The sequence below is a fragment of the Anseongella ginsenosidimutans genome, from assembly GCF_008033235.1.
Classification (GTDB): Bacteria; Bacteroidota; Bacteroidia; order Sphingobacteriales; family Sphingobacteriaceae; genus Anseongella; species Anseongella ginsenosidimutans.
This window is the reverse complement of the sequence record NZ_CP042432.1, coordinates 1,831,569-1,845,590: the sequence shown is the minus strand read 5'-3', so window position 1 is coordinate 1,845,590 and position 14,022 is coordinate 1,831,569. Positions and strand designations below refer to the sequence as shown.

At 51.1% G+C, this 14,022-nt stretch carries 11 protein-coding genes and 1 tRNA gene; 11 read left to right on the top strand and 1 reads right to left on the bottom strand.

Annotated elements, in window-relative coordinates:
* The first annotated feature begins 83 nt into the window (after window positions 1-83).
* The 9 genes from FRZ59_RS07825 (at window position 84) to FRZ59_RS07785 (ending at window position 11,648) form a co-directional block, all read left to right on the top strand.
* Window positions 84-3,836 carry a S8 family serine peptidase gene (locus tag FRZ59_RS07825; RefSeq protein ID WP_132129367.1) on the top strand — a complete coding sequence of 1,251 codons (3,753 nt, stop codon included), beginning with the start codon at window positions 84-86 and terminating at the stop codon, window positions 3,834-3,836.
* A gap of 76 nt (window positions 3,837-3,912) precedes the next feature.
* Window positions 3,913-5,382, top strand: coding sequence for a tagaturonate reductase (locus FRZ59_RS07820; protein WP_132129366.1), 1,470 nt, complete (start codon window positions 3,913-3,915; stop codon window positions 5,380-5,382).
* 4 nt (window positions 5,383-5,386) lie between these two features.
* Window positions 5,387-6,790, top strand: a complete 1,404-nt coding sequence (gene uxaC, locus FRZ59_RS07815; RefSeq protein WP_132129365.1) for a glucuronate isomerase — start codon at window positions 5,387-5,389, stop codon at window positions 6,788-6,790.
* A gap of 23 nt (window positions 6,791-6,813) precedes the next feature.
* A complete protein-coding gene (locus FRZ59_RS07810) occupies window positions 6,814-7,848 on the top strand; it encodes a sugar kinase (protein ID WP_132129364.1) in 1,035 nt (344 codons plus the stop codon).
* Between the two features lie 71 nt (window positions 7,849-7,919).
* Entirely contained in the window at window positions 7,920-8,585 is a 666-nt protein-coding gene (locus FRZ59_RS07805; RefSeq protein ID WP_132129363.1) for a bifunctional 4-hydroxy-2-oxoglutarate aldolase/2-dehydro-3-deoxy-phosphogluconate aldolase, read from the top strand.
* 26 nt (window positions 8,586-8,611) lie between these two features.
* The gene (locus tag FRZ59_RS07800) at window positions 8,612-9,931 is read left to right on the top strand and encodes an MFS transporter (RefSeq protein WP_132129362.1); all 1,320 of its coding nucleotides are present in this window, start codon (window positions 8,612-8,614) and stop codon (window positions 9,929-9,931) included.
* Window positions 9,900-10,070: a pentapeptide repeat-containing protein gene (locus FRZ59_RS19950; protein WP_132129361.1), complete on the top strand. Its 171-nt coding sequence runs from the start codon at window positions 9,900-9,902 to the stop codon at window positions 10,068-10,070. Before FRZ59_RS07800 ends, FRZ59_RS19950 begins: the two co-directional genes overlap by 32 nt.
* A gap of 238 nt (window positions 10,071-10,308) precedes the next feature.
* Window positions 10,309-11,526, top strand: a complete 1,218-nt coding sequence (gene uxuA, locus FRZ59_RS07790; RefSeq protein WP_207910287.1) for a mannonate dehydratase — start codon at window positions 10,309-10,311, stop codon at window positions 11,524-11,526.
* Between the two features lie 49 nt (window positions 11,527-11,575).
* Window positions 11,576-11,648: transfer RNA gene (locus FRZ59_RS07785), tRNA-Met, on the top strand.
* A gap of 125 nt (window positions 11,649-11,773) precedes the next feature.
* On the opposite strand, the gene FRZ59_RS07780 is transcribed toward FRZ59_RS07785, so the two are convergent.
* Complete coding sequence (locus FRZ59_RS07780; RefSeq protein WP_132129360.1) at window positions 11,774-12,106, bottom strand: winged helix-turn-helix transcriptional regulator; 333 nt, start codon at window positions 12,104-12,106, stop codon at window positions 11,774-11,776.
* 121 nt (window positions 12,107-12,227) lie between these two features.
* On the opposite strand from FRZ59_RS07780, the gene FRZ59_RS07775 reads away from it, so the two are divergent.
* On the top strand, window positions 12,228-13,091 hold the full coding sequence (locus FRZ59_RS07775; protein WP_132129359.1) for an SDR family oxidoreductase: 864 nt from the start codon (window positions 12,228-12,230) through the stop codon (window positions 13,089-13,091).
* A gap of 36 nt (window positions 13,092-13,127) precedes the next feature.
* Window positions 13,128-13,958 carry an alpha/beta hydrolase gene (locus FRZ59_RS07770; RefSeq protein WP_132129358.1) on the top strand — a complete coding sequence of 277 codons (831 nt, stop codon included), beginning with the start codon at window positions 13,128-13,130 and terminating at the stop codon, window positions 13,956-13,958.
* The last annotated feature ends 64 nt before the right edge of the window (window positions 13,959-14,022 follow it).

The following is a 14,022-nucleotide window of genomic DNA, read 5'->3' as shown; positions in this document are numbered from 1 at the left end:
AACCCCAAATTAAGATTTTAAAAGAAAAAAACCAAGGCGAAAAACTGTACATTTACATTAATATCATGAGGAAGCCGTATTGAATGAAGCCTTACTTGTTTCTCATTCTGACCTTAGCCAGCATCTTTCCAGCCCGGGGACAGGAAAGCGGTGTTCCTTTGAGCAACCGCGCACCCCTCGTACGGCTTGCGGGAAAATACAAAGCCGTCGGCGACCTCCGGTCTGATATTGCCCTTCGCCTGGCCAGGGAAAAAAACTGGCCGGTTTTCCAGCAATTACCCGGAGGCGGCGTTATCCGGCTGGAACGAATAGATAAGCTGGGCCTTCCAGTGTACACACTTACAAGTAATAATATCCGGTCGGCAGCAACCACCGGCACCGATCTGCTCTGGCCCGGTGGCAGCAGCGGCCTCAACCTTCGGGGAGCTTCTCCCCTGTTGCTTTCAAGGCTCGGAATATGGGACGGCGGGGCCACTCTTGCCTCTCACCAGGAATTCGGCGGCCGTATCGTGCAGAAGGACCGGGCCTTACCGGCAAACCAACACGCCACACATGTTGCCGGCACCCTCGTCGCTGCAGGGATCAACCGGCCCGCAAGGGGGATGGCATTCGGCGCATCCAACCTGATCGCGTACGATTTTCTCAATGACAATGCGGAAATGGCCAGGGAAGCGCCCATGCTCCTGGTCTCCAACCATTCTTACGGCGCCCTGGCGGGCTGGCGATTCAACGAAGGGCAGAACCGGTGGGAATGGTACGGAGAAAGCGGGACAAACGAAGATTATAAATTCGGTTATTATGACATTACCGCCAGGGAATGGGATGAGATCGCATGGAACGCTCCTTATTATCTTATCGTAAAATCAGCCGGCAATAACCGGAATGTCAACGGGCCGGCGGAAGGTTCGGCATATTACCGGTATAATAAAGAAGGAGTGATGGCGCCCGCACCCGGGGATGCGCCTTTCCCTTCCGCCAATGACGGATACGATATCCTTCCCCTGTATGCCAATGCCAAGAATATCCTGTTGGTAGGGGCTGTAAATCCCATTCCTGCCGGATATAGCGAAGCCTCCGACGTCGTCATGGCATCGTTCAGCGGCTGGGGACCCACCGATGACGGGCGCATCAAACCGGACATTATGGGAAACGGCGTGGGCGTACTTTCCACCTCTTCGGCCTCCGACGATGGCTATACGATACTTTCGGGCACCTCTATGTCTTCTCCCAATGTGGCAGGGACTTTATTCCTGCTTCAGGAGCTCTATTCCAACCTCCATGAAGGAGAATTCATGCGGTCTGCCACATTAAGAGGGCTTGCCATTCACACAGCCGGAGAAGCGGGAGCATCGCCCGGTCCGGATTATCGCTTTGGCTGGGGCGTGCTAAACGCGGGAAAAGCCGCTGAAGTAATCCTTAATACTTCCGGAAGCCACCGCATTCTGGAAGCAAGCCTTGAACAGGGAACACAGGATAGCTATGAACTGCTCGCCTCCGGGTATGCGCCGCTGGAAGTGACCATTTGCTGGACCGACCCGGAAGCGGACACCATTTCGGAAGAGCAGGCGCTGGACAATCCATCTCCGCGGCTGGTCAATGACCTGGACGTACGCGCCGGTTCTCCGGGAAATAATGAACGCTTTTATCCCTGGATCCTAAACCCCTCCCAGCCTGCCGCCGCTGCCGAAAAAGGAGATAATGTACTGGATAACGTAGAGAAACTTGTTATTCCCGCACCGGTTCACGGAAGGAGGTACGTGGTCACCATTTCCCATAAGGCGGCCCTGAAGCGCGGTCCCCAGCCCTACTCGCTGATTATCAGCGGAGCGGGAGGAACCTCCTATTGCAGCTCCGGGGCGCAGGAAAACACCGGCCTGTCAATAAGCAGCATCCAGGCGGGAACGTTAAACTATACCGCCGGAGAAGAATGCACTACCTATACCAACCTGCTGGGCGAATACATTCAGGCGAGGCCCGGAGCCATCGTGCCATTTTCTATACAGACCGGGTCGTGCGGAAGCAGCGGCAGCCATACCATAAAGGTATTCGGAGACTGGAATAACGACGGGGATTTTACAGGCGAAGGCGAATTGCTGGCAGTATCCGCTGTATTAACGGGGAACAGCACATTCGAAGGGAACATCCATATACCCTCCTCGCTTTCCGCCGGCGCCTTTATCAGGCTGCGCATAGTGGCAGTCAGCACATCCAGCGCTGCGGAAGTCAGCCCCTGCGGCGCCTACCAGAAGGGAGAAACCCTGGACACCAGTATTGAGATCATAAAACCCGCCAGGGACCTTTCTGTCGAGGCGCTGATCAGCCCTTCAGCTTCCGGCTTCTGCCCGGGCGGAAGAAACCTGCTAAGCATCCTGCTCCGGAACCGCGGAACGGAGGCCCTGGAAGGGTTCCCCCTCAACGCGGAAATACGCGAGGGCGCGTCTGTCATTGCCAGTCTTCAGGAGACCTTCAACGGTATCCTCCAGCCCGGGGACACCGCTGTTTACACCTTCCCTTATTTCATCGCTGCCGCTCCCGCTACCCGGTACACCTTTACCGTCCATGCAGGACCGGACGACGACCAGGTTATTGCCAACAACTCCCTTGAGGCCGTTAGGCAGAGCAATACTGCCGCAGATAGCCCGGCCGGCATCCGCGCGCTTATCTGTGAAGACGGGCAAAAGGCTGTTCTGATAGATGAGGAGCAGGAAACTGTCTATTGGTATGATCAGTTGCAGGGCGGTAATTTAATAGGCGCCGGAGATACGGTGACCACGGCGTTTACAGGAAGCAATACCACATTTTACGGCGCCATCAACGAGTTCAGCGGCCGGCTGGGGCCGGCGACCAAGTCCGATCTGCCGCCTGTAACCCAGGGAGATGCTTATCATCAGTACACACCTTCGGTAATGATAGAAACAAAGGTGCCGCTCGTCATTGAAAGCGCCCGGATGTACACCGGGAACCCCGGGAAAATATCCTTTACTGTATATGACAACGGCGGAACAGAGATCGCAAGAAGCGTACAACACGTTGGCGCAAGCAGAAGTACAGCTGCTCCCGGCCCCCTCCCAGACGATCCCCTGGACACCGGAAGAACGTATTACCTGGACCTGCGCATTCCCCGGCCCGGCAATTACCTGATCACAGTAGATTACGAAGGCACGGACGCCAGTATTTTCAGAAGTACCAGCAGCCCGGACTATCCTTACAGTATTCCGGGGATAATGTCCATTACGGGTACCACCGCAAGCCAGGAGGCGGAAAACAACTATTATTATTTTTATGGCATGAGCGTCAGCGCCCTCGGCTGCCCCGGACCCCGGACCGCGGTGCAGGGAACGCCGCTGGAAGCCCCGGGGATCACGCAGGTGGGGGACACCCTCTTCAGCAGCCGCGGAACTGAACTGCAATGGTACCTGAACGGAGAGCCGCTGGAAGATGAAACCGGCGCACGGCTTCAGGCAAAAGTATCAGGAACCTACCAGGTAACCACAAGCCTTGGAAATTGCATCGTCTTTTCGGAGCCTTATTCGTTTACTACGCTGGATGACCTTATCTCGGGCCTGGAAAACCATGGCTTAATCATCTATCCCAACCCCGGAACAGCCAACCGCGAAACTCCCCTGACCATTGAATTCTACGCCAGGGAACAGGACGATGCCGAAGTAAGAGTCGTGGATATGCAAGGAAAAATCCTTTACCGGGAAAAACCGCGGCTCCAAAGCGGCAAAAATACCATCCCGCTTATCCTGGAACACCTTTCTCCGGGAATATATGCCTTATCCCTGAGCATCAACGGGGAATCCTTCGCCGGGAAATTCATTATTCACCGTTAGAAGAAAATAAAAAGTTACGCAATCGATTGATTTTATTTATATTAGCCACCTGTTGACCTGATAGAGCCAGTGATTTATGGACGAGATTTTAAGCCGTAAACTAGTAGAAACTACTGAAAAACAGGAAATTAAGGAACTTTCAAAGGGCATTCGCTTCGACTTGCCGGAAAAGATTCTTCAATTCGGTACCGGAGGCTTTCTCCGGGGCTTTACCGATTACCTGGTAGACAAAGCTAATAAACAGCAGCTTTTTAACGGAAGCATCCTGGTGGTGAAATCAACTCCCGGGCAGCCGGGCAATTTCGCCAGGCAGGATAATTTATATACCGTTAATATTAAAGATAAAGAAATAAACGAGTTCGTGCTGGCCGCCGCCCTCAACCGGGTGGTCAGCGCGACCGACCAATGGGAACTTGTGCTGGAAGCGGCTCAAAGCCCTTCCCTTCAGCTCCTGATTTCCAACACCACGGAAGCCGGCCTCCAGTACCTGGAAGAGGACCTTTCCACGGGGAAAACGCCCGCCTCTTTTCCGGGGAAAGTGGCGGTTGTTCTTCACGAGCGTTTTAAAGCCTCAGGCGGCAGCCCCGAAAGCGGGCTCGTGATCCTGCCTTGCGAACTGGTAGTGAACAATGGAAAGGTCCTGCAGGAAATGGTGGTAAAACTGGCCGGGAAGAACAACTTTGAACCGGAATTCATCAAATGGCTGAACGATGCCAACCATTTTTGCAATACCATCGTTGACCGGATCATCCCCGGCAAACCCGATCCCGGGCAGCAACAGGAAACCTTTGCCCGCCTTGGTTATACAGATCAGCTCCTGCTTGAATGCGAATCCTACCTGCTGTGGGCTATTGAAGGAGGCCAACGGGTGAAAGACGTACTGGAATTTGCGAAAGCAGACGACCGCGTGATTATCACGGATGATATCGAGCCTTACAGAGAACAAAAATTAAGGCTGCTGAACGGCACACATACCTTTTCAGTACCTCTTGCCTTTCTTTGCGGGCAGGAAACGGTGTACCAGGCGGTCAACGACCCGCTGGTGTCGCGGTTCATGCAGCAGCTCATGCAGGTTGAAATTGCCCCTACGCTGGAAGGCATTTCGCCCCGTCCTTCTTCCTATGCCAGGCAAGTATTCGAGCGTTTTCAGAATCCGCACATCGTACATAAGCTGATCAACATCATGTTCCAGCAAAGTACCAAGATGAAGCTGCGCAATGCTGCTACCATCCAGCGCTATTTTAAACTGGAGGGGAAAGCGCCGCGGCATATGGCCCTGGGCTTGGCTGCTTACCTGCTTTTCATGAAAAATGCCGCGGATCTGGCCGTAGAGGACGACATGGCAGTTTGGTTCAAGGAACTCTGGGCGGGAAATTCTCCCGGAAAGGTGGTGAACGCCACTTTGGAGAAATTAGCCCTTACCAAAGATGCGGAACAAACCGCCTTGTTCGCCGCCGCTGTTCTTTCTTTCCTGGAGCAGTTACTGCAAACCCCCGCACGGGAGGTATTGGAACAATTTTTAAACACCACCCCAGCAAGACCCTGATCACATGGAATCATTTCTTTCAGAACATTTCCTGCTTCAAACCGAATCAGCCCGCCTGTTATATCATGACTACGCTGCGGGCATGCCCGTTATTGACTATCATAATCACCTCCCTCCCGCGGAAATTGCGGCGGACCGGCGGTATGAGAACATGACGCAGCTATGGCTGCACGGCGACCACTATAAATGGAGGGCAATGCGGGCCAATGGTGTGGAGGAGCGGTATATTACCGGTGATGCCGATGATGAAACCAAATTTATAAAATGGGCCGAAACCGTTCCTTATACAATGCGGAACCCGCTTTACCACTGGACGCATATGGAACTTCGGAATCCGTTTGGTATTACCGACATCCTTAACAGCCAAAGCGCCGGAGCTATTTATCGAGAATGTAACCGGCAGTTGCAGGAAACCTTCAGCGCCCGCTCGCTGCTCCGTCATTACCGGGTAGAAGCGCTGTGTACCACGGATGACCCCTGTGACTCGCTGGAACATCACCTGGCAATTGCCCGGGATCCCTTTGGCGTCCGCGTCCTGCCCGCTTTTCGTGCCGACAAAGCGCTGGCAATTGAAAACCCGGAGGCATTCAACCAGTATATGGACCGGCTGAGTGAAGCGGCAGACATAGATATCAGCAACTATTCCTCTCTTCTGGAAGCGTTGAAAGCCCGTCACGATTTTTTTCACCAGGCAGGCTGCAGGGTATCCGACCATGGCCTGGATACCTTTTATTCAGAAGAGTATACCGATGAAGAAGTCCTGCTGATCTTCCTGAAGGTACGGGAAGGTACTGTCCCCAGCCCGGCGGAGACTGCCAAATTCAAATCCGCTCTGCTTTATTTTCTCGCGGTCATGGACTATGAAAAAGGTTGGGTGCAGCAATTTCATGTAGGCGCATTGCGAAACGCCAACAGCAGGCTGCTCTCAAAACTGGGCGCTGATGCCGGGGTGGATTCCATCGACGATCTTGTTCATGCACGCAGGATGATGCGCTTTTTCGACCGGCTCGACAGGGAAGAAAAACTGGCGAGAACCATCGTTTACAACCTCAACCCGGCCGATAACGAGATCTTCGCGACCATGATGGGCAATTACCAGGATAGCAGCATTCCCGGCAAAATGCAGTTCGGGTCGGGCTGGTGGTACCTTGACCAGAAGGACGGTATGGAGAAGCAGCTGAACACCCTCTCCAATATCGGTTTGCTGAGCCGTTTTATTGGCATGCTTACCGATTCACGGAGTTTTGTATCCTTTCCAAGGCACGAATATTTCCGGCGGATCCTCTGCAATCTTATCGGCAGGGATGTGGAAAACGGAGAGCTGCCAAACGACACCAAATGGCTCGGCCAGATGATACAAAATATTTGTTACTATAACGCAAAAACGTATTTTAGCTTTTTACCCTAAGGGAGTCAAACCATTATATTACAATGAAATCAATCGTCACATTCGGCGAAGTCATGCTTCGCTTAGCCACTCCTGGTTACCAGCGCTTTCAGCAGGCAAAACAATTCGAGGCCTCGTTCGGCGGAGGGGAGGCCAATGTCGCGGTATCGCTCGCGAATTACGGCCTGCCGGCGCGTTTCGTGACCCGTCTTCCGGACAATGATCTCTCGGATGCCCTCATAAGCGAACTCAGGGGCTTGCAGGTTGATACCGGCAGCATCCTCAGGGGCGGCGAGCGGCTGGGCATTTACTTTCTGGAAACCGGCAGCGTAAGCCGTTCCAGCAAAGTGATCTATGACCGGGCCCATTCTTCCATTTCCAGCATCGCACCAGGAATGGTAGACTGGGACAAGGTATTTGAAGGCGTCCGCTGGTTCCACTGGACGGGGATCACACCCGCCATTTCACAGGGCGCTGCGGATGTTTGCCTGGAAGGGATCAGGAAGGCGAACGAGAAAGGGATCACTGTTTCCTGCGACCTTAACTTCCGCAAAAACCTATGGAAATACGGGAAAACCGCTTCAGAAGTAATGCCGGAACTGGTAGCAGGATGCGATGTCATACTTGGAAACGAAGAAGATGCCGAAAAGGTTTTCGGGATCCATCCCGAAGGAGCCGACGTCACCAGCGGCCATGTAGAAGCTGCCGGCTATGAATCGGTTTGCCGTCAGTTGATGCAAAGGTTTACAAGGGCGAAAAAGGCGATCATCACGCTCCGGGGTTCCATCAATGCGAACCATAATTCCTGGTCCGGGGTCCTGTTTGACGGGAATAAGCTTTTTACAGCTCCTACTTACCAGATCACCCATATCGTTGACCGCGTTGGCGGGGGCGATTCTTTTATGGGAGGACTGATCTATGGACTCGTCACCTATGAAGGGGATGACCAAAAGGCGCTTAATTTCGCTACGGCGGCTTCCTGTCTGAAACATACTATTCAGGGAGATTATAACAGGGTAACAGTAGCGGAAGTCGAAAAGTTAATGTCCGGGGATGCTTCAGGGCGTGTTAGCCGGTAGTTTGTTGCTTCGCAACGGTTGAAGTTTATAGTTCAAGGTTCAAAGTTTAAGGTTTTTAGTTTTTAGTTTTGATGGCACGGTTCAGCAGATTGGAAGTATATGGGGCGTTACATGCGACGAAGTTTGTTCCCCTGTTTTATAATGAAGATCCCGAAACTTGTAAAGAAGTATTCAGGGCGTGTTACCGTGGCGGGGTCCGGGTAATTGAATATACGAACAGGGGGGATTTCGCCCATGAAATATTCGCGGAGCTTTCGCGGTTTGTAAAAAAAGAACTGCCCGATCTTGTTTTTGGCGCGGGTACCATTATGGACGCCCCTACTGCGGCATTGTATATACAAATGGGAGCCGATTTCATTGTAGCGCCCGTTATAAAGAGCGATGTCGCCCTTTTGTGCAACCGGCGGAAAATTGCCTGGATGCCGGGCGCTTCCACGATGACAGAGATTTCTTCGGCAGAAGAGCTGGGTGCCGAAGTGGTTAAATTATTCCCGGCAAATATCCTGGGCCCTGATTTTATAAAAGCCCTGAAAGGCCCCATGCCCTGGACCAGCATCCTGGTCACCGGAGGCGTGGAGCCCACCCGTGAAAACCTGACAAAGTGGTTTAAGGCCGGCGCCGCCTGCGTTGGAATGGGTTCAAGCCTTTTCCCGAAAGAACTTATCCGCAACAAGGACTGGGACCAGCTGGAAGATACGGCCCGCTCTGCGCTTGAAATAATACAATCCATTAAATAAATCGCAAACTAATCTAACCCAATATCATGAACAGATTTCTGAAAGGCTATCGCTGGAGAATCCTTGCCTTATTATTCTTCATCACCACGGTCAATTATATTGATCGCCAGGTGATTTCCTTTACCGTTATCGATGAGGAATTCCAGCGGGCCATTATGAACATACCCGAAGGAGACGCGATCACCGAGGAACACCATGCTGAATTCAATGAAGTGAAAGGCTGGATCGATGCCTCCTTTAAAATTGCCTATGCACTAGGATTCATCCTGGTGGGCTGGTTTGTTGACCGCATAGGCACCCGGAAAGGTTTTGCTTCTGCCATGACTATTTGGGGATTTGCAGCAATAGGTACAGGATTCGTCGGTTCCATAGGAGGGCTCCTGAGCCTGCGTTTCCTGTTGGGCTTCGGTGAAGCGGGAAATTTCCCGGCGAGTATCAAAACCGTTGCCGAATGGTTTCCGAAAAGAGAGCGATCTTTTGCTACCGGGATCTTTAACGCGGGCACCAATGTAGGCGTTATTCTCACTGCTCTTTTTGTCCCATGGATCATTCTGAGCTGGGGCTGGGAATATTCCTTTATTATCACCGGCCTTGTCGGGTTTGTCCTGCTTTACTTCTGGCTAAAAATGTATAAGCGGCCCGAAGAACATGAAAACATTTCAAAGGAAGAACTGGAACTGATCAATAGCGACGCGGATGAAAAAGACAATGCCGACGTAACAAAAGTTCCCTGGGCCAGATTATTCAAATACCGGCAAACCTGGGCTTTCGCAGCCGGTAAGTTCATGACCGATTGCGTATGGTGGATGTTCCTTTTCTGGCTGCCGTCCTTTTTCCAGGACAGCCAGTCGCTGGACCAGAACCTGGATTTAAAAAGCATCGGCCTGCCCTTTATCCTGATCTACCTGGTATCAGACGTGGGAAGTATTTTTTACGGCTGGCTGGCCACCCGCTTCATTGAAAAAGGATGGACCGTCAACAAGGCCCGGAAAGTAACCATGCTGATCTGCGGAATTACAGTTATTCCCATTTTCTTTGCCTCCATGACGGATAGCCTGGTTGTGGCCATCGCGCTCATTGCCATTGCTACTTCCGCCCACCAGGGATTTTCCTGCAACCTTTTCAGCCTCGTGTCGGACATGTTCCCCAAGAAAGCCGTAGCTTCCGTGGTAGGTATAGGCGGCGTTTGGGGGGCTATCGGGGGAACCATTTTAACCGCGGCGACCGGCTATATTGTAAATGCGGCAGGATACCTGCCTATATTTATCTATGCCAGCTGTGCTTACCTGATCGCTTTGCTGTTGATTCACTTGCTTGCGCCGAAATTGGAACGGGCCAAATTATAAACTTGAATCCTTCAAGTTTATAGTTTCAGGTTCAAGGTTTCATGGTTCAAGGTTTCAAGGTTCAAGGTTTCAAGGTTCAAGGTTTCATGGTTCAAGGTTTCATGGTTCAAGGTTTGAAGGTTCAAGGTTTAAAGTTTAAAGTTCAAGTTCAGGGTTTGAAGTTTGTAGTTTAAAGCGCAAAGTTTTGAAGTTCAAGGTTTAAGATTGTTTACGGAGGGGTGATGGCGGTAGGTTTTGGCGGGGCCGAAGGGAGCAATGGTTGATTTTCAGGGGCGGGTTCGAAACGCCTGGGGTACTGAAAATAAGCCTGAGCGACGGCGGGTACGCTAAAACGGCCCATCTACCGCCCAAAGCATGAAGCCTAACAAGCATATACGATGATGGAGCAAACCTGGAGATGGTACGGGCCGGGAGACCCGGTAAGCCTTGCGGACGTTATGCAGGCGGGGGCAAGCGGTATTGTTACCGCCTTGCACCATGTCCCCAACGGGGAAATATGGACGGTGGAAGAAATTGAAAAGCGGAAACAGGATATCCGCCTTGACCTGAAGAATAGCCGCGAAAGGGATCTGCGCTGGTCGGTAGTGGAGAGTATCCCTGTCCATGAGGATATTAAGATTCGTTCTGGCAATTACAAAACCTATATTGAGCATTATAAGCAAAGCATTCGCAATGTAGGTAAATGTGGAATTAAGGTCATTTGCTATAACTTCATGCCGGTACTTGACTGGACGCGTACTGATCTTGCCTGGGAGGTTGCGGATGGATCCAGGGCCTTGCGTTTTGACGCCGTGCATTTCGCGGCTTTTGAATTATTCTTACTGAAACGCCCTGGGGCCGAAGCAGTTTACGGCCCGGAAATGACAGAAAAAGCGCAGGCATTCATATCCTCTGCCACGGTCGAAGAAAAAGAGCTGCTGATCAGGAATATTATTGCCGGCCTGCCGGGTTCCGAAGCAAGCTATAGCCTTGCACAATTCCAGGCCATGCTTGATACCTACCGGGAAACCGGAGCCGCTGAACTCAGGGAAAATCTGAAAGAATTCCTGAAGGCGATCATCCCAGTGGCTGCGGAAGAAGGCGTTCGCATGGCTATCCATCCGGATGATCCTCCCTACCCCATCCTGGGCCTTCCGCGCGTAGTCAGCACGGAAGCAGATGCCCGGCAGGTGCTTGATGCTGTAGACGATCCCGCCAACGGGCTTTGTTTTTGCACCGGATCATATGGGGTACGGCCGGATAACGACCTGGCCGCAATGGCTGAACGTCTGGGCTCCCGGATCCATTTCGTTCATCTGCGAAGCACGCAGCGCGAAGCAGACGGGAGTTTTTATGAAGCTAATCACCTGGAAGGCAACGTGGATATGTTTGCCGTAGTAAAGGCCCTGGTGAAAGAGCAGCAAAACCGCCGGCAACAGGGCCGGGCGGATCACAATATCCCTATGCGCCCCGATCACGGGCATCAAATGCTGGACGATCTCCACAAACAAACCAATCCCGGTTATTCAGCCATTGGCAGGCTGCGCGGACTCGCGGAGCTGCGCGGGCTGGAAATGGGGATAGAACGATCACTCCCGGAAAATTCTTTCGCATAAACTTTGGATAAGTAAATTGAAAATCCTATCTTTGCAGTCCACAAAACATTGCGGGGTGGAGCAGTTGGTAGCTCGTCGGGCTCATAACCCGAAGGTCGTCAGTTCGAGTCTGGCCCCCGCTACTAATAATAAAAAAGGCGATTAACAAAAGTTAGTCGCCTTTTTTATTATAATACACTTTTTTGTTTTTAATACACTGAGTATAAACAGTGGTGCCTCCGCCGGCGGCCGAGCGACGGCCAACCGGTTAGCAGGATCCTTTTCCCAGGACATGCTCATAACTCCACCCCGCCATTTCCTTAAATACCGGGACAAGGCTATTCCCAAGGCCTGTAAGAGAATATTCCACACGGGGCGGGATCTCCTGGTATTGCTTTCGCGAAATCAATCCGTCTTTCTCTAATTCCTTCAATTGTTCGGTTAATACTTTTCTTGAAATACCTGAAATGCGGAAGGCAAGTTCGCCAAATCGCCTGGTTCCGAAGGTCAGGTTATACAGGATGATCGGCTTCCACTTTCCGCCAATCAATTCCAGCATCGCCGTTATCGGACATTCAAAATTTTGTTTTTCTTCCACCATGATAGTTACCCGTTCGTTACCACATTTTCATTGTTACCAAAAGGTAACAAGTTACTTTTTAAAACCATTATTAGTTTCTTTGCGAAACAAATATAACTAGTTCATTCAAAACCACAAAAACATGATTTTAGTAACAGGAGCAACGGGTCGGTTAGGATCAGCAACGATAGAACATCTGCTGAAACATGTGTCGCCCGAAAGTATCGTCGCATTCGCAAGAGATGAGCGTAAAGCAAAGCATTGGAAAGAAACAGGTGTCAAAGTCCGCTTTGGAGCCTATGATGATACGGAATCACTGGTTCGTGCAATGCGCGACGTCGAAAAGATATTGCTGGTTTCGGCGCCCGACCCCAACGGCCGTCTGCAGCGGCACCGAAATGTGCTAAATGCGGCAAAAAAGGCCGGTGTAAAGCACATCGCGTTTACCGGCATGGCGACGAATGATATCCGCACATCGGTTATCAAACCGTTTATGGAAGACCTGTTTAACTTCGAAGACGAACTCAGGGAAAGCGGGATGATATACACCATTCTGCGGAATACACTTTACACTGACGGCATTGCCTTGTTCGCAGGCGAGAATGTGTTCCGGACCGGCATTTTCCTTCCGGCAGGACATGGCAGGGTCGCGTTCGCTCTCAGAAGGGAAATGGGCGAAGCAGCGGCTAATGTGTTACTTCAAACCGGACACGAAAACAAGACGTATATCTTCACAGGAAGTCGTTTATATTCCTACGAAGACGTTGCCCGGGTACTTTCGGAGCTATCAGGAAAGGACATTACTTACACCGCTGCGGACCCCGGGACGTTCTCAGATACGTTAAAGGGGTTGGGTATTCCCGAAATCGTGGTGTTCGTGGTTAATGGCTTTTCAGCAGATGTTTCCAATGGACAATACGAATCTGTAAGCAGGGATTTGGAAATCGTGCTTGCGCGGGAACCCGCTTCATTGAAGGACGGGCTTAAAGAGGTTTACAATTTTTAAAAGCGGAGAAAATATCGGCGTTAATCATATAACCATATGGACAGTATAGCAAATAAAATAAATGCAGACAGGGCTTTCTTTAACGATTTAGGAACAATCTACCCGGCCGATAAACGTGTTGGCATAACGCAGGAACATATCGCAGGAGTTTCCTGTTATTGGTTTACCCCGTCGCAGGTTGAGGAGGAGAGGCTCATTGTGTATCTCCACGGGGGCTCATTCGGTCTGGGTTCCATTCAATCCCACCGGGCCATGGTCAGCCATTTGGCGTCAGCGCTTACCTCGAAAATTCTGTTTGTTGAATATTCCCTGGCACCCGAAAAGCCATTCCCAAACGCGGTAAACGATGTTTTTAGCGTGTATCAGCAACTTATACTGAGATCCCCTAAAGAAAAGATTTCGCTCATCGGAGACAGCGCCGGAGGCGGGCTTGCCGCATCATTCATACACAAGGCTGCATCGGAGCAAATTGCGTTGCCGTCATGTGTGGTCTTGATTTCACCCTGGATCAACCTTTACTGTGATACCGGATCACATATAACCAGGAAAGATATGGACAAGGTGCTAACAAAAGAACTGCTACTTGAATATGCCGGCTATTACGCAAACGGAAACTGGGAAGAGGCGGACCCTGCGCGGTTAAACTTTGAGCGCTTTCCTCCACTATTTATCCTGGTGGGCAGCGATGAAATATTGTTTGATGATTCAAGAATATTCTACGAAAAGATCAGAATCCTGCAGGCCAACTGCGAAATGAGAGAGTATACAAATCAGGGACACGTATGGTTATTGGCAGATATTGACTCAGCTAGTTCAAAGGAAGCCTTAATACATATCGATGCATTCTTACGGCGAACGGCGGGGTGAGGCCGGCTAAAACTACGTAGTTTTTAAATAAACATAAGTAAAAATACGTAGTTTCATTAGATTC